The sequence below is a fragment of the Chitinophaga sp. SYP-B3965 genome, from assembly GCF_009647655.1.
Taxonomy (GTDB): domain Bacteria; phylum Bacteroidota; class Bacteroidia; order Chitinophagales; family Chitinophagaceae; genus Chitinophaga.
This window is the reverse complement of the sequence record NZ_WJFD01000001.1, coordinates 1905704-1925437: the sequence shown is the minus strand read 5'-3', so window position 1 is coordinate 1925437 and position 19734 is coordinate 1905704. Positions and strand designations below refer to the sequence as shown.

20 protein-coding genes are annotated in these 19734 nt (G+C 45.6%); 13 read left to right on the top strand and 7 right to left on the bottom strand.

Going from position 1 to position 19734, the window contains the following annotated elements; translation table 11 throughout:
• Window positions 1–10: 10 nt before the first annotated feature.
• Together GFS24_RS07470 and GFS24_RS07465 are read left to right on the top strand one after the other, a co-directional pair.
• Window positions 11–610 carry an SGNH/GDSL hydrolase family protein gene (locus tag GFS24_RS07470; protein ID WP_153658945.1) on the top strand — a complete coding sequence of 200 codons (600 nt, stop codon included), beginning with the start codon at window positions 11–13 and terminating at the stop codon, window positions 608–610.
• Window positions 607–2571, top strand: a complete 1965-nt coding sequence (locus GFS24_RS07465; RefSeq protein WP_153658944.1) for a discoidin domain-containing protein — start codon at window positions 607–609, stop codon at window positions 2569–2571. Before GFS24_RS07470 ends, GFS24_RS07465 begins: the two co-directional genes overlap by 4 nt.
• A gap of 99 nt (window positions 2572–2670) precedes the next feature.
• Here the strand turns inward: GFS24_RS07465 and GFS24_RS07460 are convergent, their stop codons facing one another.
• Both GFS24_RS07460 and GFS24_RS07455 read right to left on the bottom strand, forming a co-directional pair.
• A complete protein-coding gene (locus tag GFS24_RS07460) occupies window positions 2671–3099 on the bottom strand; it encodes an SRPBCC domain-containing protein (protein ID WP_153658943.1) in 429 nt (142 codons plus the stop codon).
• 138 nt (window positions 3100–3237) lie between these two features.
• Window positions 3238–3642: a hypothetical protein gene (locus GFS24_RS07455; protein WP_153658942.1), complete on the bottom strand. Its 405-nt coding sequence runs from the start codon at window positions 3640–3642 to the stop codon at window positions 3238–3240.
• 519 nt (window positions 3643–4161) lie between these two features.
• On the opposite strand from GFS24_RS07455, the gene GFS24_RS07450 reads away from it, so the two are divergent.
• From GFS24_RS07450 to GFS24_RS07440, 3 genes are all read left to right on the top strand, one after another.
• A complete protein-coding gene (locus tag GFS24_RS07450; protein ID WP_153658941.1) occupies window positions 4162–4557 on the top strand; it encodes a GreA/GreB family elongation factor in 396 nt (131 codons plus the stop codon).
• A gap of 66 nt (window positions 4558–4623) precedes the next feature.
• Window positions 4624–5484 (top strand): AraC family transcriptional regulator, encoded by an 861-nt coding sequence (locus tag GFS24_RS07445; protein WP_173003004.1) that lies wholly within the window; start codon window positions 4624–4626, stop codon window positions 5482–5484.
• Window positions 5485–5487: 3 nt separating this feature from the next.
• On the top strand, window positions 5488–5907 hold the full coding sequence (locus GFS24_RS07440) for a DUF983 domain-containing protein (protein ID WP_153658940.1): 420 nt from the start codon (window positions 5488–5490) through the stop codon (window positions 5905–5907).
• A 1-nt stretch (window position 5908) separates the two neighbouring features.
• Here GFS24_RS07440 and GFS24_RS07435 read toward each other — a convergent pair whose 3' ends face one another.
• Window positions 5909–7405 (bottom strand): PAS domain S-box protein, encoded by a 1497-nt coding sequence (locus GFS24_RS07435; protein ID WP_153658939.1) that lies wholly within the window; start codon window positions 7403–7405, stop codon window positions 5909–5911.
• Between the two features lie 132 nt (window positions 7406–7537).
• Between GFS24_RS07435 and GFS24_RS07430 the strand changes: the two genes are divergently transcribed.
• Complete coding sequence (locus tag GFS24_RS07430; RefSeq protein ID WP_153658938.1) at window positions 7538–8638, top strand: Gfo/Idh/MocA family protein; 1101 nt, start codon at window positions 7538–7540, stop codon at window positions 8636–8638.
• Here GFS24_RS07430 and GFS24_RS07425 read toward each other — a convergent pair.
• The gene (locus tag GFS24_RS07425; RefSeq protein WP_153658937.1) at window positions 8621–9703 is read right to left on the bottom strand and encodes a metallophosphoesterase; all 1083 of its coding nucleotides are present in this window, start codon (window positions 9701–9703) and stop codon (window positions 8621–8623) included. The two genes, GFS24_RS07430 and GFS24_RS07425, sit on opposite strands and share 18 nt — an antisense overlap.
• Before the next feature lie 36 nt (window positions 9704–9739).
• Here GFS24_RS07425 and GFS24_RS07420 point away from each other — a divergent pair, with 36 nt between their 5' ends.
• The 5 genes from GFS24_RS07420 to GFS24_RS07400 are packed head-to-tail and all read left to right on the top strand — an operon-like array spanning window position 9740 to window position 14614.
• A complete protein-coding gene (locus tag GFS24_RS07420) occupies window positions 9740–10564 on the top strand; it encodes an N-acetylmuramoyl-L-alanine amidase (RefSeq protein ID WP_153658936.1) in 825 nt (274 codons plus the stop codon).
• A gap of 30 nt (window positions 10565–10594) precedes the next feature.
• Window positions 10595–11365, top strand: a complete 771-nt coding sequence (locus GFS24_RS07415) for a DeoR/GlpR family DNA-binding transcription regulator (protein WP_371730067.1) — start codon at window positions 10595–10597, stop codon at window positions 11363–11365.
• 35 nt (window positions 11366–11400) lie between these two features.
• A complete protein-coding gene (locus tag GFS24_RS07410; protein ID WP_153658935.1) occupies window positions 11401–12480 on the top strand; it encodes a lipopolysaccharide assembly protein LapB in 1080 nt (359 codons plus the stop codon).
• A 4-nt stretch (window positions 12481–12484) separates the two neighbouring features.
• Entirely contained in the window at window positions 12485–13555 is a 1071-nt protein-coding gene (locus GFS24_RS07405) for a lipopolysaccharide assembly protein LapB (protein WP_153658934.1), read from the top strand.
• Between the two features lie 3 nt (window positions 13556–13558).
• A complete protein-coding gene (locus GFS24_RS07400; protein ID WP_153658933.1) occupies window positions 13559–14614 on the top strand; it encodes a lipopolysaccharide assembly protein LapB in 1056 nt (351 codons plus the stop codon).
• On the opposite strand, the gene GFS24_RS07395 is transcribed toward GFS24_RS07400, so the two are convergent.
• The 3 genes from GFS24_RS07395 to GFS24_RS07385 all read right to left on the bottom strand — a co-directional run bounded on the left by GFS24_RS07395 (window position 14603) and on the right by GFS24_RS07385 (window position 16769).
• Window positions 14603–15676: an exo-alpha-sialidase gene (locus GFS24_RS07395; protein ID WP_216647369.1), complete on the bottom strand. Its 1074-nt coding sequence runs from the start codon at window positions 15674–15676 to the stop codon at window positions 14603–14605. The genes GFS24_RS07400 and GFS24_RS07395 overlap by 12 nt on opposite strands.
• Window positions 15677–15701: 25 nt before the next feature.
• The gene (locus GFS24_RS07390; RefSeq protein WP_153658932.1) at window positions 15702–16166 is read right to left on the bottom strand and encodes an SRPBCC family protein; all 465 of its coding nucleotides are present in this window, start codon (window positions 16164–16166) and stop codon (window positions 15702–15704) included.
• 75 nt (window positions 16167–16241) lie between these two features.
• A complete protein-coding gene (locus GFS24_RS07385; RefSeq protein WP_153658931.1) occupies window positions 16242–16769 on the bottom strand; it encodes a hypothetical protein in 528 nt (175 codons plus the stop codon).
• Window positions 16770–16924: 155 nt separating this feature from the next.
• Between GFS24_RS07385 and GFS24_RS07380 the strand changes: the two genes are divergently transcribed.
• Together GFS24_RS07380 and GFS24_RS07375 are read left to right on the top strand one after the other, a co-directional pair.
• Window positions 16925–18226, top strand: coding sequence for an O-acetylhomoserine aminocarboxypropyltransferase/cysteine synthase family protein (locus tag GFS24_RS07380; protein WP_153658930.1), 1302 nt, complete (start codon window positions 16925–16927; stop codon window positions 18224–18226).
• A gap of 159 nt (window positions 18227–18385) precedes the next feature.
• Window positions 18386–19681 carry a spondin domain-containing protein gene (locus GFS24_RS07375; RefSeq protein WP_216647368.1) on the top strand — a complete coding sequence of 432 codons (1296 nt, stop codon included), beginning with the start codon at window positions 18386–18388 and terminating at the stop codon, window positions 19679–19681.
• Window positions 19682–19734: the final 53 nt, after the last annotated feature.

Here is a 19734-nt window from a genome sequence, read left to right as displayed (position 1 = left end):
AAATTGAAAGATGAAAACAAATACATGGCTGGCTTTAGGTGATTCCTATACAATTGGTGAAGGTGTTCCTTTACATGAAAGTTATCCTTACCAGGCCTTGCAGCTTTTACGCAACCAGGGGCTGTTATTCCATGCACCGGAGATCATTGCCCAAACCGGCTGGACGAGTAATGAACTGATCGCACATCTTCACCAGGTACGTTTACGACCGGAGTATGATTATGTAAGTATACTGATCGGTGTAAATAATCAATACCGCGGCATGGAAGTAAAGGACTTTGAAACCACGCTGGAATGGCTGGCAGAAAAAGCATTACACCTCACCAATAATCACGCTGAAAAGGTAGTGGTGATCAGCATCCCGGATTGGGGCGTAACACCTTTTGCGCAAGACCGTGATACCAGTGTGATTCATGATGCTATTGACCAGTTCAATGCTATTAATCAGAAGATCAGTAAAGAAAAAGGTTTCCATTATATTGATATTACAACGGAATACAGAAGCACCGGAATGCTGCAGGAAAGTGTAGTGGATGATAAATTACATCCCTCTGGAAAAGTTTACAAAGAATGGGCTGAAAAGGTGGCCGGGGTTTTCTATATTGTATGATGAAACACGTTATGCTAGCTGGCTGCCTTCTTGTCTTGAGCAGCAGTTTTGCCTATGGGCAAAACAGATCGAAATGGGTGTATACCGGTAAAAAAGGCCAGTTGGTTTATAAAACCACAGCCGCCGGGGATCGTATCATGGACTTCTCCCATGCCGGTTATAAAGGTGGTGGCATTGCCCTGCCGGATGTTCCTGTAAAGAAAAGAGTAAAACCTTCCGGCGGACCAGATGATACTCAATTGATCCAATCTGCTATTGATGAAGTATCTGCTTTGCCTCTGGAGCAAGGTTTCCGTGGCACCGTATTATTGGAAGCCGGTACTTTCACCTGCGCCGGTTCTCTCAACATAAACGCAACAGGTGTTGTACTGAGGGGTAGCGGAAAAAACAGCACTACTATTAAAATGACAGGCCCTAAACATGCAGCCATTTTAATCGGTACTGCAGGCAAACAACCTGTAGAAAAGAACAGTGTACCTGTTACAGAAAAGTACCTTCCTGCAGGCGCCAATACTTTCACCCTAACAGATGCCTCCACTTTTTCTACAGGAGATAAAATAATAGTGAAGAAACCCATCACGGAAGCATGGATCCATCAAATGGAAATGGATAATTTAAAACGAGATGGTAAGCCACAAACCTGGATAGGTAAGAATTCTTTCTTAGTGATGGAACGGAAGATCAGGGCTATCTCCGGAAATAAGGTGACGATAGATATACCGCTGGCTGATGGTGGAAATGGCATGCTTATTAGTAAAGCAGCTCCCTCCACACGCATCACAGATGTGGGTGTTGAACAATTGCACATACAATGCCCGCCACTGGAAATTGATTACGGCCATGCGCCTTATTCCGGCATTAAGATCAATGCAGATGATTGCTGGGTAAAAGATGTGTACTGCGAAGAAACCATGAACACCACCACGCTTGCAGGAAACCGCATCACCATGCAGCAGGTAGTAGTAACACATACTTACACCAACCTCGGCGCTTCCAAACCAACGGATTTCAGCCTGGAAGGTAGTCAGAACCTGATAGACCGTTGTGCAGTCACCGGCGGCAATACTTACTTCGTATGGACAGCCGGTCAGCGACCTGGCCCCAATGTTATACTGAACAGTACTTTCCGTGGCCATGGCAGTCGCATTCAACCACACATGCGCTGGTCAACAGGTTTGCTGGTGGACAACTGTACAGTGGCAGATGGTGGCATTGATTTCATGAACCGCGGTGTAGCCGGTTCCGGCCATGGCTGGACGATGGGCTGGGGTGTTGCCTGGAATTGTATAGCTAAAACATATGTTATTCAAAATCCTCCCTGGGCTGCCAACTGGGCCATCGGATGTATTGGTACACGATATCAGACAGCGAGATTGTTTGATAGCAGCCCGATATTGCCCGATGGTAATTTTGATTCGCATGATAAACCCGTAATGCCGCAAAGTCTTTATCTCGCACAGTTATCCGAGCGGTTGGGCAAACAGGCCATGCAAAATATAGGGTATGAAGAGAATGGAGGATTCACTAATAAACAGGTAGCACCATTACCAGCTTTAAAAACAGATATAGATCCCTTTCATGGCTTAAATAAAGCATTACACCGCCCTGTCAATACAAGTGGCGGAACACGTGGTGAAAACACCCTTGATGGAGATACGACTACTTACTGGACAACCGACGAAGGCAAAACAACCGGTACACTGGAAATAGATATGGAAAACCCTGCATTGATCAACTTTATTTCCATCAGTGAGGCGCTGGGAACCAGGATAACGGGTTATAAGGTAGAAGGACAGGTAAATAGCGACTGGAAACTACTGGTTGCCGGTACTACTATCCGTAAACAAGAGTTTATGCTGTTTCAGAAAGAAACAGTATGGAAGGTGCGGATAACTATTACCAGTGCTATGGATCGTCCTGCTATCAGTGAAGTGGGCTTATACTACAAGAATGTGAGATAAATACTTGTGCAAAAAGCCGGCCATTAGTTTGGCCGGCTTTGATAAAAGAAGTTAGATTTGCACTAGTGATAGCTGTTTCCAGGCTAACACCAATGATCACTATTTCTCCAGGAAATTCTTCAAACTCGTACCAAGGATCTCTGTCCAACCCTGCGCAAAACTTTCCCTTCTGAAATTTTTGTCTTCCTGCGGGAACGTATCCAGCCCTGCATGCGTCAGTTGTAACCGGGTTTTATCTCCCTCCGGGAACAACTCCCACGTAACAAAAGAATTGCCCGGGTATTTGGGGTACCGCCAGCTATAGGTCAGCTTTTTACCAGGGATCACTTCCGTTACTTTACAGAGGTGATGGTATTGTTCGCCACCTTCTTCTCCACCATAAAACTCAAACTCATAGCCCACTTCAGCCTTAAACTCAGGCAGGTCAAAATACCATGATCTCATCTTGGCAGGATCTGTTATCGCTTGCCATACCTTATCGGCAGGAGCACTGTAAGTCCTTTCGATTACAAATGGTGATACCGTCATATGAATTGATTTTTAAATTGATTAGTAACCTTATGGTTACAAATATAAGGAACCTTTTGGTTACACAAAATATTTATTAAAAATAAAGGGCCGTTCCTATAGAAAGAAACGGCCCTTTTGCATACAAGAATAATGTTGTTAAGAAGCTGTAATTACATTCGCCAGGATCTGTACTACGCCTGGTTCATTCACTGTTACTTTCAATGAAAGCAGTTTGTTAAACGTAAGCGGGTAGGGGAAACCAATGGTCACTGTTTCCAGGGAAGCACCGCTGCGGAATACAGAAATACCGTAACTGTTAGCAGATGTAAGGCCCTGGTTGAACAATGCAGCAATAGAGATGTTCACCACATTTTGTCCGTCAATATCCAGGATCACAAAAGTGATATCTGAATTACCTCCTTGTTTGGTTACTTCGGCGGACAGGAAGAGGCCGGGCCCTTTTACTTTTACCAGTTCTTTGGTGGAATTTACTGCAACGTTGGTTACTAAGCCCTGGTTACGCACGGGGTTTACCACTGCTCCAATTAGTGAGGATGCCATAAAATTTACTTTTGGGGGTGAGGTATAATAATTAACGTCTCTAAGTTCGTTTTTTTATTGATGGCAGCAATAGGTATATATACGGTACTGGGAAAAATTCGTTATGTTTGTAAGGATGTCAGGCATTATTTCACATATCTCCGAGGTATCCATCAGGCGTTCCGCACCTGTGGTAGAACCCGCGAGCGCCTGTGCCAGCAAGCAATTCCGCACGTTTTGTAATAAACTGTATTACTTCTCAAACTTTAAAGACTTCAATACCCTGACCCTGGCCTGCTAGACAGGAACAGGGGCACCCTTCTACCTTTATTTTCATATTAATTTGAATTGCTATGATCAGGGATCCGGAAAAGATTTCGATCAAAGGCATGACCCTGTTTATTCTTGTACTTACTAATGCAATTGTTCTGAGAACTGCACTGGTAACAGGGAATGAATGGTGGTATGCAGCATTAGTGCTGACTATACCCTTGCTGTTGATCGCCATTTGGAATATTAGAAAACCATAAAATAACGACTATGCAAAAAGTAAAACATCAGCTGGTGTTCAGAGAAGATGATTATGAAATGTTAACAGCCTGTCTGAACGATGCACAGCGTGAAAGCGCATTTGGACCACAGGAAGTGGCCACACTGAAAGCAGATTTCAAAAGAGGAAAACTGGTGAGCAGGGAAGATTTCCCGGAAGATGTGGTGGCCCTTAATTCAAGGGTGAAAGTAAAAGATACCGGCAATGATAAAGTAATGGAACTGGTGGTGGTAATGCCGGAAGAGGCGGATATTAAACAACGGAAGATCTCTGTGATGGGCCCTGTGGGCGTAGCGCTGATCGGATTCCGGGAAGGGCAGGAGGTCATGTGGCAGGTACCTGCCGGGAAAAAGGTGTTTACGATCCTCAAAGTAGAGAATCAGTAAAAAGTACCACAAAACCCCTGAACTGTCATAGGCCATTCCCCCAGGCTGCAGTACCTTTGTTGCATCATGAAACAAACCATCCCGGTATATGATATTTGCAGCCTCAGTATGGGGAAAGATCAGCAGGACCTGCTGATCGAAAGATTAAACCATTACCTGCTGAACAACTACAATAAGGCCATGCATCAGCATGGCCACTCTTTCTTCCATCTCGTATTATTCACGAAAGGAAGTGGTACTCATACCCTGGATTTTACAAAGTTCAATGTACAACCCTGGCAGATCTATTTCATGATCCCCGGGCAGGTACACAACTGGAACTTTTCACAGGATACCGATGGTTACGTGATCCATTTTTCGGAAACCTTCTTCCGTTCTTTTTTAGTGCAGCATGATTACCTGGAACGGTTCCCTTTCTTTAGCGGTAACAGCAAAGACCAGGTATTAATGATCCCGTTAACCGAAAGAGATGAAGTGAAAGCGCTGTTCGAAAAGCTGCTCACAGAAGTAGAAATTGATATGATCCGCGTAGTAATGCTGCAATTGTTCCTGCTCATTGAAAGAACCAGTGTAAAGGAAAAGAAGAAAGCCGTGCCGCAGCAAAAGCTGCTGGTATTGCGCAACTTCCAGCAACTGATCAACAAACACTACCGTACCATTAAATTACCAAAGGAATACGCAGAACTGTTATATATCACTCCGAATCACCTCAACGCCCTCTGCCAGGACCTCCTGGGCAAAACGGCCGGTGAACTGATCCGGGAAAGGATCCTGCTGGAAGCAAAACGTATGCTCACCAATGCAGACCTTACCATCACGCAGATCGCGTACGAACTCAACTTCCAGGACAATTCTTACTTTAACCGTTTCTTCAGAAAAAATGTAGGCATTACCCCGGATGATTTTAGAAAAAGCTTAAATAATTAGTATATGTGTGCAGAAAAAACAGACCACAAACCCAACCTTATACTCAGCGTATTAAGTAATAAATGCCCGCGTTGCAGACGTGGAGATCTCTACCAGCATAAGAATCCCTACCGCCTGGGCAGCTTCATGAAAATGAATGAAAATTGCCCCGTATGCGGCCAGCCTACCGAACCGGAAACAGGTTTCTATTTCGGTACCGGTTACGTGAGTTATGCCCTTTCTATAGCCTTGAGTGTGGCCACATTTGTAGCCTGGTTCGTATTGATCGGTTTTTCCCTCTATGATAGCCGCCTCTTCTGGTGGCTGGGCATCAACGGTGTGATCCTCGTTGCCTTGCAGCCCATACTGATGCGGGTTTCCCGGAGCATCTGGCTGGCCTTCTTTGTTTATTATGACAGAAACTGGCGGCTTCAGTATAAGTAGCTTATTCCTTCTCCACCACCATAAAAATAGCATTACACTTATCCGCCACTTCATGCAGGATCACATCCATTTCATTGGCGAGTGTTTCCACATGCACCAATAACGGCGCATTATCCGGGTGTGCAAGATCTTCTTTATTCAGCAGGTTCACCAGGCCCAGCATAGAAGCCACCGGCCGCCGCATGCCATGAGAACTCATGTGTGCTACCTTCTTGAGTTCTTCCACAAACTTTTTCTTTTCATGAATATCCTGCATGGCACCGATCACCCGGTAAGGCAGACCTTCATCATTATAGATCACATATCCTCTGTCATTCACATACCTGTACTCACCCTCTGCATTTTTGAAACGATATTCAACGGCCCATTGTGTAAGGCGTGTTCTGATCACCTCTTCCAGGGTGAACACCGCCTGCGCATAATCATCCGGATGCACCATTTTCTTCCACCAGGAAATATCTTCGTTGGTAGCATCGTGCCCGAAGAGCCTTTGCAGATTGGAATTCCATATTATTTTATTGGTAGCCAGGTCCCAATCCCAGATCACATCATTCGTAGCAAGCGATACGATCTCATATCTTTCCACCGCTTTGCCCAGTTTGATCTCCTGCTGTTTCCTTTCTGTGATGTTCCGCGCAAAACACGCCACACCAATGATGTCTCCTTCAAATACGATGGGGTTGAAAGTGATCTCCGAATAGGAAATGCCGAAACCTGCTAATTCCCGTATATCTTCCTTCACCAGCTTTTGTCCGAGGAGGCTTTTCTCATAATATTTCCGCCAGCGCTGATATTCCAGCTCTCCTTCCACCATAGATAACTTATCTCCAAGTTTGATATCTGTACCCGTAAATTTCTGGATCGTATCATGAAATTCATTGTTAAAAACAATGAATTCTTTATCCGCATTCACTGCCCAGATCAGTTCTTCTGAACTATTGATGATCGTATTCAGTAATTTTTCCTGCTGATGTAATGCTTCATCTGCCAGGTATTTATCTGTAACGTCCATGGCACTCGCTACTTCTGCAGGTTCTCCTCCATAGGAAGTCTCAAACGATTGTACCTGTACATACATCAGGCTGCCATCCTTTTTTACATGCCGCAAATCATCTTCCTGGGGGTTAAGGTCGGACATCCGCAACAGCATGAACTCCTGGCGGCTATATCCATAAATATTTACCGCAGCATCATTAACGAGCAGGAAGCGAAGATCTTTTTTGCTGTAGATCCACATGGCATGCGGTGATTCTTTGAAGATACGGATGTAAGCATTTTCAGAATGATGAAGGGAAGTCAGGTATTTTCTCAACAGCCAGTACAGCAGTGTGCCGCATATCAGCATAAACGTGGTGCCTTTGAGATGCTGACCCACCCAGATCCTGGAAGAAGCGGGGCCGAAGAGCCAGAGCAGGAGATTATCTGTAGTAAAGATCCAGATAATGCCAAATACAATAAAGATCATCACCGTCCTAAGCGGAGAGAAAAGGTTGATCATACGAGAGAAGTGTTTCAGTTGTAGGTTCGGTACTGAGGCTCAAAGTAGTAAAATTTGCCGTTTCAGGATGTAGTACTACCTATATATTTAAAAATGATGTATCTTATTACCTCCTCTTAAAACCCTTACGTTATGACACACTCTCGTAGAAAATTCCTTCAGTATTCAGCCGTAATGGGTGCTTCTGCATTTACCGCACCCCTGGCAGGACTTTCTATGCCATGGCAGAACCGCAAACTGGGCATTGCCCTGGTAGGCCTTGGCGGATACGCCACCAACCAGCTGGCGCCCGCTTTACTGCAAACGCAAAACATTGAACTGCGGGGTATTGTAACCGGTACGCCCTCCAAGATCCCTACCTGGGTGGAGAAGTACAAGATCCAGAATAAGAACATCTACAATTACGAGAACTTCGATAAGATCGCCGATAACAAGGATATTGATGCGGTGTACATTGTACTGCCCAACTCCATGCACGCAGAATTTACGATCCGTGCCGCCAAAGCAGGGAAACACGTTTTCTGTGAAAAGCCTATGGCTGTTAGTGTGAAAGAAGGGCAGTCTATGATCGATGCCTGTAAAAAAGCCAATCGCCAGCTGGCCATCGGTTACCGGCTGCATTATGATCCATTCCACCTGGAAATGATGCGGCTCACCAGGGAAAAGGTATTCGGAAAGGTGAAATTTGTGGAAGCCAGCGATGGTTTCAGGGCAGGTGATCCTAATCAATGGCGTCTCAAACATGCATTATCCGGCGGCGGGCCTTTGATGGATGTAGGTATTTATGCTATCCAGGGCGCGCGGTACACAGTAGGCGAAGAGCCTTTGTATGTAACGGCGCAGGGTTTTCCTAAAACAGAACCCGAGAAATTTAAAGATATAGAAGAGTCCCTGGCCTGGCAGTTGTATTTCCCCGGCGGCGCAATTGCCAATTCCTTTTCAAGTTACGTGACCGGTGTGAACCGTTTATATGCAGCAGCAGAAGGTGGCTGGTATGAAGTGAACAATGCATATGGATATGGCGGTCAGCAGGGCCGTACCAGCAAAGGGCCGATGGATATCAAACACATCAACCAGCAGGCTGCGCATATGGATGGTGTGGCCAAAGCCATTTTAGAGAACCGGCCGAATAATGTGCCGGGAGAAGAAGGGCTGCGGGATATGAAAATAATAGAGGGCATTTATGAAGCCATCTCTACCGGTAAAAAAGTAAAACTAGAGTTGCTCAAATAGATAATAGAGCGGTGATTCTTCCAGCACTTTCCTGGCGCCGTCCTCCCATTTGATCAGGCGGATAAATCCATCTGTTATTTCAATGCCGGTGATATCCCCGTCGCTGAAACAACAGCAGCCTGTATTGAAGTAGGTGGGCTGCGCCATTGTTTTTACAAACACTTTGCCTTCGTATTCTTTCCGGCGTTTTGCAAGAGAGTCCTGTAAAGAACTGATCAGTGCTTCGTCCTTTTCCAGCATGGCTTTTTCCAGTTGCTTCGTGAGGCGGTCAATATGATCAAGGGAAACAAATACCGGCTTGTGCGTATGCCCGGAAATGAGGAAGGTGTTCTTTGCCTGCAGCGTCCATTCATACATCACCACATTGTGCAGGTCCACCAGGTCAAAAGAATCAGATACCGTATCCATGCGGATGTCCAGCAAACGCTGGATGGGCGTCCAGATCGCTGCTACAAACCATTTGGAAAAAGCGTTGCCGTCACTACGCTGATCTCCCTGGTGGCCATGCGTAAGAAAGATATCGAAGGTTTTATCATTATAAGGCATCTGAAGGATCATGCCTTCATAGACCTTTAGTTTATCGCCGAAGATGGGTTTCAGGAATTGATTGCGGGGAATGAGGTAATTCCATTCCAGGTCGTGATTGCCGAAGATGCGGTAATAACGGTCTTTCACCAGGAATTTGGCCTCTTCCAGCAACGTTAAGCGGTTCTTTTCGATCACTTTTGCCGGAGTGCTCTCCCATAATTCCTCACAATCCCCCAGGTTGATGAGTGTATATCCCTCGTTGTAGTAGTGTGTGAGGGCTTTCATGTAGTTTTCTTCCGCTATCATAAAGTCATCCGCGGCATCCTTTGCCCCTTTATGCTGATCTGAAAAGATAATATAGCGGGCACTCTCCGGATGGCAGGAGAGCAGGGGGCCTTTTTCAGCTTTGCCTTTCAGTATATCCTGCTGCAATTGCGAGAGGTTACTGAAAACAGCTTTGCTTTCAGGTCTTGACGATAATTTATTGGCCAGCCAGATGATCGGTTTCCGGAATATTATTTGCAATAGCTTCTTCAACCCGATAAAGATAGGGATTTCTTATATTTGAGAACAATGGGAACACAGAACAAATGGCTGACAGGTATTTTGATCATCATGATCTGCGGTTGCGCGCCACAACCTTACAAGGCTACCAATAAAGTGTATCGCAAGCAGGCAAAGCAACTGTCTGGCGTGATCCGGCAGGAACCTGGAAATGTTCCGGGAGCTGCAGCGCCGGCTACAGACTGGTGGGCAGGTACCACCAACTTTAACCTGCGCAAGCCCAATATGGTGATCATCCATCACACCGCACAGAACTCCTGTGAACAAACATTGCGCACCTTTACGCTGGAACGTACACAGGTGAGCGCCCATTATGTGATCTGCAGGAACGGTACCATTCACCATATGCTGAATGATTACCTGCGTGCCTGGCATGGCGGCGTATCCAAATGGGGAAGCGTTACAGACATCAATTCTTCCTCCATCGGTATTGAGTTGGATAACAACGGTTTCGAGCCCTTCGACTCCATGCAGATCCGCAGCCTGATGGTGCTGCTGGATACCCTGAAGCACCGTTATAACATCCCCGCAGATAATTTCATTGGCCACGGAGATATTGCCGTTAAACGAAAGAACGACCCCAGCGTACTTTTCCCATGGGAGCAGCTGGCACAAAAAGGTTTTGGGATCTGGTATGGGGATACCACCAATATACAGGTGCCCGAGCCGTTTAGCGCGCCTTTGGCATTGCGGTTAGTGGGATACGATGTAAAAGATACTACAGAAGCTATCCAGGCCTTTAAACGGCATTTTATCCCTTCAGATTCTGCCAGCGCCAAAGGGGAACTGGATGAAAAGGGGCGGAAGATACTATACAGCATTATTAGCAAGTAAACTTATATTGCAGCAGCAATTTTGATAAATATGTCGATGATCAACATAGCAGAACGCCACAAATTTATCCTTAGCAAACTGTATGAGAAAGGTTATGTGAACGTAGTGGAGTTATGCAAGGAACTCGATGTTTCAGGAGTAACGATCAGGAAGGACCTGAAACTGCTGGAAGATAAATCCCTGCTTTACCGTTCTCATGGCGGCGCTACCGTACAGAATCCCTATACGAACGACAAACCCGTGAATGAAAAGGAGAAGATCCGCCGGGAAGAAAAGAATAATATCGGCAGGGCAGCAGCCTCTCTCATTGTTCCGGGAGATGCCATCATCATTGCTTCCGGTACCACCGTACTGGCGCTGGCCAAACATATACAACCCCGCGGCCCGCTTATGATCATTACTTCCGCATTACATGTAGCACTGGAACTGAACCGTTTTCATGATATCGAGATCCTGCAGCTGGGCGGCGTGATCCGCAATAATTCCTCTTCCGTAGCAGGCTCTTACGCAGAAAAGATCCTCAGTGATTTCTCCTGCAGTAAATTATTCCTGGGTGTGGATGGGATCGATGTAGAGTTTGGCCTCACCACTACAAACATCGGCGAAGCACATCTCAATCAGCAAATGATGGCCGCTGCACAAAAGACCATCGTTTTAGCAGATTCCTCCAAGTTCGGAAAACGTGGCTTTGGCAGGATCTGCCGTTTGGAAGAAGTGGACCAGATCATCACAGATAAAGGCATTTCAGAACACATGGTGAAATTGCTGGAAGATATGGGCATTGAAGTGGTGATCGTATAAATGTATTTTCTTTTTATAATTATTCCCTTACACCTATGTTGAGAACTGCTTTATTGTTCGTATGCATCTCCTGTGTTTTATTTACATCCTGCGAAGCAGATACCGCTACGGTATCTAACGAAGAAGCATTAGACGCTGGCAGAAAGCTGGAAGCCATGGCTAACAACGGCGATGCAGAAGGTATTGCCGCATTGTTTGATATGCCTTCCTTTTTTGCATCGATAACAAAAATGAGCCGTGCATCCAGAGTACCCAGGATCATGAACGAATTTAAGGCGGCCTATAACATGACGCATTATACGAGCCTACTCACCGCAGACGGGGATATCAGGCTCTTGCGCGGGCATGGGGAAAATGGTGGACAGCGCCTTATTTTCAGGTGGATCAGCGGAAAGGGAGAACTCAATTACCATGCAATCTTTTTGAAAAAAATAAAGAACGTGGTGAAAGTAGTAGACGCGATGAATTACGCAGCAGGAGATCTGTTGAGCGGCGTGTTGGCAGAAGAACTAGATCTTGTGATAGCAGGTAGCGGTACCGCTAAAGTGGAAGCACAGGCTGCAGCGGATATAGACATACTCAATCAAAAGGAGAATAACGGTGATTATGAAGGGGTAAAAGAAGCATACCGGCGACTGCCTGTTGAAGTACAACAGAACAAGAGATTACTGCTGTCATACATTGATGCCTGCCAAAAGACCCGTGACAGTAATTATGTAGCTTCCGTAGAGAAACTCGCTCAGTTATTTCCCATCACACCGGGTACCTGCCTTTTAATGATTGGAGCAAGTATTCAGGCGAAGGATTATCAAAAAGCCCTTTTGGCAACCGATAAACTGGATGAATTGATTGGAGGTGATCCTTTTCTGAATCATGTAAGGGGCAATGTATATCAGCTGATGGGCAAACCTGCTGAAAGTATCCCTTTTTATGAAATGGCATATGCCAATGCCCCTGATCAGATGATGAACCTGAGAATGATGCTCATTGCTTATTTAAAAGTGAATGATCAGGGAAAAGCCAGGAAGATAGCCACTGCCTGTAAGGCTAATAAAGATTTTAATAAAGAAGATCTGCTGTTGCTGCAGAAAGTATACCCGGAATTATTAAACTGATACCATGTTAAGAACTATTGCCTTATTAATTATCCTGTTTGCATCCTGTAAAGCAGTTCCCGAGAAAGTAACAAAAGAAGAAGCCCTGGCAGCTGCAAACCGGCTGGAAGAGATGGTGCTGAGCAGGAACCCGGAGGGGCTTGCCGCCTTCTTTGAAAAAGATGCCTTTGTTAAGCTCGTTATAAGCAAGAGCCGTGCAGCAAAGGAGGAAAACATGAAAACATTCAATATTACACCGGCTCTTACGAATCTGGCAAAAACAACGATACAGGCTGCTGAGAACGGTAGCTTTCGTTTTCTGCGGCAATATGAAAAGGATGGGCAGCAACACGTGCTTTTCAGATTAACCAGTGAGGGAGGCTTTAATTACATGGATTTCTACCTGGTAAAAGTAAAGAATACGGTAAAAGCGGAAGACCTGTATAGTTATTCAACAGGAGGAACTATCAGTACCACCTTAGCAGATGCATTCGATGCGATGAGTCCGAAAGGAGCTTCCTCCAGTGATTCAAAAAGAATGGCAGATTCCGTTCTCGCCATGCAGGCGAAGAGAAAAAGGGGTGATTTTGAAGGCGTGAAAGAACAGTTTGAACGCCTGCCTGCTGAATTGCAAAAGGATAAAGGAGTAATGCTGTTCTATATCGATGCCTGCAAAAATATCAGTGATGCGGAATACAAGATGTCCCTGGAGAAATTTTCGGAATCCTTTCCTGATGCGCCCAATTCATACCTGATGCTGATAGATGCTTATATTATGGCGGAAGAATATGATAAAGTATTGGCTGCTGTTAATAAGATAGATTCGCTTGTTGGCAGAGATCATTACCTTGACTATTTCAGGGGCAATGTATACAGGATGATGGGAAAACCGGCAGAAAGCAAAGCCAGTTATGAAAAGGCATATGCCAAAGGAGCAGACCTGGCAGACAATGTGCAATCATTGCTCATTGCTTACATGGAGGATAATGAAACGGAGAAAGCGGAAAAGGTGATCGCGGAGTACAAAACCAGTAAGTGGTTTAACCAACCAACACTGGACATCGTGTATGCAAGTTATCCGCAATTAAAGAAGTAGTTTATGTTAAGAACGATCGTATGGTCTGCATTTTTTGCCTGTGTATTTTCATCCTGTAAGGTTAATACTTCCTATGTTATATCCAAAGAAGAGGCGCAGGCCACTGCAAAGGAAATGGAAGTTGTTATCCAGCAGGGCAGTGCAGAAGGTTTGGCCGCATTTTTTGATATGCCTTCCCTGTTTAATGTACTGGCTAAAAAGATACGGGATCCGAAGGTGATGGAAAGGACCCGGGCTGAATACAGTATTATGCCCACTATGAAGGTGGCCATGAAAAGCAGCGAGGGAGGCAGTGGCAAACTGGTGCGTAATTATGAGAAGAACGGTCACCGCCACCTGGTTTTCAGGTTCCTGAATACAGGAGGTATTACCTATATGGACTTTCATCTGATCAAGGTGGGAAATGTAGTGAAAATAGAAGACATGCTGGGTTTCGAAACAGGAGAAGAACTGACCACCGCGTTGGCAGATGGATTGAACACGATAGGGGTAGAGGATGAAAACGTAAAGCAATCCAGGTTGATAAAAGAAATGGAAGGCAGACGGGATAACCTGGGTATAAAGGAATTGTTTGAGCAGTTACCTGTTGCACAGCAACAGCATAAATGGATGTTGATGCCGTATGTGAATGCCTGCTGGAATATCGGCCGCCCGGAAGATTATAAAGTAGCAGTGGAGAAATGGGTGAAGGTGAATCCTTATGGTTATTTACGCATGATAGGTGCCTGCATAGCATTGAAAGATTATGAGCAGGCATTGCTGGCTGTTGATAAAGTAAATGAACGCATTGGAGGAGAAGGTGATCCCTACCTGGATTATTACAAAGGAGCCATTCATTGGCAGATGGGTAACCACGCGGCCGCTAAACCTTTTTATGAAAAAGTGGCTGCCTATGACCCGGACCTGCTTGATAACCTGTCCGCATTGATAGCTATTTATGTGCAAGATCAGGAAATAGATAAAGCCAAAAAACTGATAGCCGGATACAGGGCCAGCAAGGTCTTCTCGCAGGAAGGATGGAGTTTACTGCAAAAAAGCTTCCCGGTGTTATTCCATTAATCCATCCGCATTCTTCTTACGCACCTGCAACACCACATGCCGGATATTCTTCCTGTCCGCCGTATAAGTGATATGCACACTTTCATCTTCTGCCTGGATCACAGCAGGATAACTGAATTCACCTTTATCCCCGTTTTCCAGGGAGAAGATATTCTTCCAGTTAACGCCATCTTCAGAAGCAGCTACATACAACCTGCTTCTGCCTTCCCACCATTCCTGCCCTTTGAATAAAGGATTATACACCAGTACCCTGATGCCGTTTTTCAAAGTGAGCGCATCTGTGCCCGCATTGGGATTAGGTAGTGACATCAGGCGTAAAGGCCCCCAGGTAGCGCCGTTATCTTTAGACCAGCATTCCACCAAATAGTTATGACGGCTTCTGCTGATCAGTTGCAGGGAATCATGCGGATAGGTAAGGATACTGGGTTGTATCACGCTGAATGTATCATTGTTGATGGGAATACGGCTCCAATGCTGACCATTTTTGTCAGACTTCTCCAGGTGGATGTGCCACTCTTTTTCGTCCCGGCTTTCTGTGCTGGAAGGATAGAGGATATCGCCGTTCTTTAATTGGATGGGTTTGTTCTTGATAGGTCCCAGCATACCTTCCGGCAGCTTCTCAGGAGAAGACCATGTTTTTCCGTTATTCGTGGAAGTGATCATCATGCCCCACCATTCCCGCGGGTTCTTACCTACTTTATAAAAGAGGAACAATTTGCCTGCTTTGCTTTTAAACAGTACAGGATTCCAGCAGGGATACCGGAGTGTATCGTTGATGATACCGTTAGCGATCTCTTTGGGCGCTCCCCATTTTCCTTCTTCATTGATGGCTGTCCAGATGCCCACATCGTTACTGCCTTCGTGTTTGCCTGCAAACCAGGCCGCCATCAGCCTGTTGTTGCTGATGGTGGTAATGGTAGATGCATGGCAGGATTGGAAGGGAGGATCTGCTACGATCATCACTCTTTTATCCAGCAGGGCGCCAATAGATTGTGCGCTGGTATCTGAAAGAATGAATAATAAAAAGAGGGCAATCAGGCCGCGTATCATCAAATTTTTCATTATTGAGCCCCCAATATAGAATATTTCAAGGGTACAATTTCCTGGGAATAATATCTGTTCTGTAAGCAAACAGCGCATCCAGCTTACGGCGTACGAAAAGGGCATTGGCGAGGTCTCCCAGCCAACCAAGGGGAATGCGGTAGTGGATAATGTCCGTCATCTCCACGCCGCCGGGAACGGGCTTAAAATGGTGCTGGTGATGCCAAAGGCTGTAGGGGCCATAGCGTTGTTCATCTACAAAAAAACTGTTTTCCTGCACATGGGTGATCTCCGTCATCCAGTACACTTTAATGCCCAGCATGGGCTTCAGGGAATATTCGATGATCTGCCCGGGATAGATCCGATCGCCATGGGCTTCACTTTTAACGGTGAAGCCCATGTTTTTCGGCGTAATATGTTGCAAATTATTTGGATCACTGAAGAATTTCCAGGCCTGCTCCAGGGGAACAGGTAGTATTTGTACTGACTTAATGCGGTAAGTGCGAGACATACCGTAAATCTAGCAAAATCCCGGCAAACGGGAAGATTCTAACAAACGACCACGCCGTTCCATCCGAAAGAAATCCTAACAAACAGCCGCCCTGTTCCATCCAAAAAGAAGAGCCAACACCCAGCCGCCAGGAGTTTGTCCAATCACAGGGCGATACCCCGTGGTTTTATCCGTTAACCGTATAGATGCCATCAGCTGACCTTTGGGTAATTCCCTGGCCGTATACACGAATTGCAGATCGTCCTGTTTAAGTTGCAAAATTTCTTTCACAGGAATGATCATACCGGAATGTTTGCCGTTTACGTCTTCAAATTTCCATTCTTTGATAACATTCCCTTTGGCATCTTTAACAGCAATCTTACGGCCGTTGCCTATTGTCCCGCAATGGCTGTAATGGAATACCAGCTGGTCGTTGATATTAGCTTTATCCAGTTGTAATTTCGCCAGGCTGAACGGCTGTGTCATGTACTGTTCATGAATCAGCTTATTATTCAGGTATACCTTGAAATAATCTCCACCCGCTTTAGCCTGGATAGAGAAAACGCTAAGGCAGACAATAGCCAGGGCCGCTGCCTTTCTGAAGATGGATGTGAGTGTTTTCATAATGTTTGCATTTTATACCACAAAACAAGGCAAACCCGGTGGGAATAAGGAAAAGCTTTGATGATGTGCGCGTTTTCCTTGACATGCAGCATATTTTATTTTGATAATTCGATTAGTCTACATAATTTGTAGATTAATCCCAAAACAATTACATCATGTCAAACACACCATTACGATTTGAGACGTTGCAGGTACATGCCGGTTACCAACCGGAAGCCACTACCAAAGCGGCAGCAGTGCCCATTTACCAGACTACATCTTATACGTTCGATGATGCGAATCATGCAGCAGACCTTTTTCAGCTGAAGCAGTTCGGGAATATCTACACCCGTATCATGAACCCCACCACCGATGTGTTTGAAAAGCGGGTAGCAGCATTGGAAGGCGGCGTAGCCGGTCTCGCTACTGCATCCGGACAAGCAGCACAATTCATTGCCTTACACAACATCCTCCTGCCAGGGGATAATTTTGTGACCTCTTCATATTTATACGGTGGCACGTACAACCAGTTTAAAGTAAGTTTTAAAAGGATAGGGGTGGAAGCCCGTTTTGCAGACCTGGATAACGTGGCCAGTTTTGAAGAAAAGATCGATGCCCGTACCAAAGCCATCTACGTAGAAACTATTGGTAATCCCGGTTTTGCTATTCCTGATTTTGAAAAGATAGCAGCGCTGGCTAAGAAACATGATCTGCCTTTGGTAGTGGATAATACTTTCGGTGCAGCAGGTTACTTATTCCGCCCGCTTGAACATGGCGCTAATATTGTTGTACAGGCCGCTACCAAATGGATTGGCGGGCATGGCAACAGCATTGGCGGTGTCATTGTAGACGGCGGTAATTACAATTGGGGCAATGGTAAGTTCGCACAGTTCACAGAACCGGATGAAGCTTACCATGGCATGCAGTTCTGGGATGTATTCGGCGCTGCCAGTCCATTCGGGAACATAGCCTATATCATCCGTGCAAGGGTAACCGGTTTGCGTACCTGGGGTCCTTCCCTGGCGCCACAGAATTCTTTCCTGTTCCTGCAGGGGCTGGAAACATTGTCCCTGCGGGTAGAACGTACCGTTCAAAATGCACTGGCGCTGGCACAATGGCTGGAGCAACATCCCAAAGTAGCATCTGTAAATTATCCTGGCCTGCCAGGAAATAAATATCATGAGTTAGGTAAGAAATACCTGAAGAATGGTTTTGGTGGCGTACTCTCCTTCAAGATCAAAGGAGGAAAAGAAGATGCAGATGCTTTGGTACAGAATTTGCAACTGATCTATCACCTGGCAAATGTAGGCGATTCAAAAACGCTGATCATTCATCCTGCTACCACCACACATCAGCAATTGAGTGAGGCAGAGCAAAAAGCCGCAGGTGTGGAAGCAGGCGTGTTGCGTATTTCACTGGGCATTGAGCATATCGATGATATCAAAGGTGATCTCCAGCAGGCATTTGATAAAATATAAATTCACTAGGTTGTAGGATAAAAAAGAGGTGTTGCATGGTTAGCAACACCTCTTTCATTTTGTGAATATCCGGGAGCGGAACAATCAACAAGGAATAAGGAACAATCTACATTGACTTTTGGCCATAGTTAACCCAGTTTTGTAAGAAAACAAATGGCCATGCAAGTACTAAATAAAGCATTAACAAGATTTGCGGTTGTTACCTTATTGCCCATGTGTTTTATAGCCTGTAAAAGGGAGCATGAGGGAATGGAAGGTAAACCCGGTACGATCGTGATCGAGAATGTACTACAGGGAAAACCACTGGTGGAATCCGGGATGTTTAAAGGAAGTGGTGCAGCAGCGCCTGTTATCCTGCCGGGAGAAGCAGTTTCTTTTTCCTTTTCGGCTGCAAAGGGGCAACGTGTAACCTTCTCCGCTATGTACGGATGGAGTAATGACCTGTTCTTTGCACCGGGAAATCCGGGTATTGCTTTGTATAATGAGGCCGGTGATCCTGTTAATGGCGATGTGTCTTCCGTGATCAGGCTCTGGGATAACGGAACAAGGATAAACCAGGCTCCGGGGATGTCAGTGATGCATCCGGGAGCAGTTGAATCAAAGAACATCAGGGAAGTGAACGGGGTGGATGACCAGGGGAATACCTATCTGCCTGCTTCGGCTTTATTGAAGGCTACATTACATTATGATGGTAATTCCTACTTTACATTAACATTGAAAAATACTTCAGGCGGTACTGCGAATGAAACACCGGTAAGTCCCGGGGTTTGGGCCGTTTCTTATATAGCAGGCACAGATCTCCTGGATCCTCAGCCACTTTATCAAAGCGGCAGTACAAGTTATGCCGGCCTCACCAAACTGGCGGAAACAGGAGATAATGCAGAGATCTACACTGTTGTACAGGGGAAGACCGGCATTTTTACACCCTTGTCTCCCGTGCTGGTGGTGATATACAGGGGAGAGAACCCTTTGTTTAAAGTAGGGGAGAGTGACCGTATGAAAGGGTTGAAGAAACTGGCACAAACCGGTAATCCTGATGAACTGGCGGCTTCCCTTCAAACCCAGCCGGGCATAAAGAAAGTGTACATATTAGCTGATCCGGAGAATACAGTGCTGTTGCCATCTGTTAATGGCGCGCCGGGAGGTAAGGTATCTCAGGCCATCAGTCTGGCAAAAGATGACCGGATTGCTATTGCCACCATGTATGGATTTTCCAATGACTGGTTTTTTTCCACAGCGGATAATGGAATTGCATGGAACCAGAAAGGAGACGTTTCCGAACAGATCCGTTTATATGATAATGGAACGGCTATGGATCAGTTTCCCGGAGCGGGTAATGGGCAGCAGGGTGGAATGATGATCACAGAGAAGAAACTGATTATAGAGGTACCAAACCCTAACACCTTTACCACACTGCCTCCTGTTAAGCAAATCATAAAAGTTACCCTGAACTAATGATTATGCCATGCGTTTATAAACTATTGAAACGTCTTGTTGTTAGATAGATA

Bases quoted from the DNA above. Each gene is read 5' to 3' on its own strand.
- GFS24_RS07470 (WP_153658945.1), top strand. From the start codon at position 11: ATGAAAACAAATACATGGCTGGCTTTAGGTGATTCCTATACAATTGGT.
- GFS24_RS07465 (WP_153658944.1), top strand. From the start codon at position 607: ATGATGAAACACGTTATGCTAGCTGGCTGCCTTCTTGTCTTGAGCAGC.
- GFS24_RS07460 (WP_153658943.1), bottom strand. From the start codon at position 3,099: ATGACGGTATCACCATTTGTAATCGAAAGGACTTACAGTGCTCCTGCC.
- GFS24_RS07455 (WP_153658942.1), bottom strand. From the start codon at position 3,642: ATGGCATCCTCACTAATTGGAGCAGTGGTAAACCCCGTGCGTAACCAG.
- GFS24_RS07450 (WP_153658941.1), top strand. From the start codon at position 4,162: ATGCAAAAAGTAAAACATCAGCTGGTGTTCAGAGAAGATGATTATGAA.
- GFS24_RS07445 (WP_173003004.1), top strand. From the start codon at position 4,624: ATGAAACAAACCATCCCGGTATATGATATTTGCAGCCTCAGTATGGGG.
- GFS24_RS07440 (WP_153658940.1), top strand. From the start codon at position 5,488: ATGTGTGCAGAAAAAACAGACCACAAACCCAACCTTATACTCAGCGTA.
- GFS24_RS07435 (WP_153658939.1), bottom strand. From the start codon at position 7,405: ATGATCAACCTTTTCTCTCCGCTTAGGACGGTGATGATCTTTATTGTA.
- GFS24_RS07430 (WP_153658938.1), top strand. From the start codon at position 7,538: ATGACACACTCTCGTAGAAAATTCCTTCAGTATTCAGCCGTAATGGGT.
- GFS24_RS07420 (WP_153658936.1), top strand. From the start codon at position 9,740: ATGGGAACACAGAACAAATGGCTGACAGGTATTTTGATCATCATGATC.
- GFS24_RS07415 (WP_371730067.1), top strand. From the start codon at position 10,595: ATGTCGATGATCAACATAGCAGAACGCCACAAATTTATCCTTAGCAAA.
- GFS24_RS07410 (WP_153658935.1), top strand. From the start codon at position 11,401: ATGTTGAGAACTGCTTTATTGTTCGTATGCATCTCCTGTGTTTTATTT.
- GFS24_RS07405 (WP_153658934.1), top strand. From the start codon at position 12,485: ATGTTAAGAACTATTGCCTTATTAATTATCCTGTTTGCATCCTGTAAA.
- GFS24_RS07400 (WP_153658933.1), top strand. From the start codon at position 13,559: ATGTTAAGAACGATCGTATGGTCTGCATTTTTTGCCTGTGTATTTTCA.
- GFS24_RS07395 (WP_216647369.1), bottom strand. From the start codon at position 15,676: ATGAAAAATTTGATGATACGCGGCCTGATTGCCCTCTTTTTATTATTC.
- GFS24_RS07390 (WP_153658932.1), bottom strand. From the start codon at position 16,166: ATGTCTCGCACTTACCGCATTAAGTCAGTACAAATACTACCTGTTCCC.
- GFS24_RS07385 (WP_153658931.1), bottom strand. From the start codon at position 16,769: ATGAAAACACTCACATCCATCTTCAGAAAGGCAGCGGCCCTGGCTATT.
- GFS24_RS07380 (WP_153658930.1), top strand. From the start codon at position 16,925: ATGTCAAACACACCATTACGATTTGAGACGTTGCAGGTACATGCCGGT.
- GFS24_RS07375 (WP_216647368.1), top strand. From the start codon at position 18,386: ATGCAAGTACTAAATAAAGCATTAACAAGATTTGCGGTTGTTACCTTA.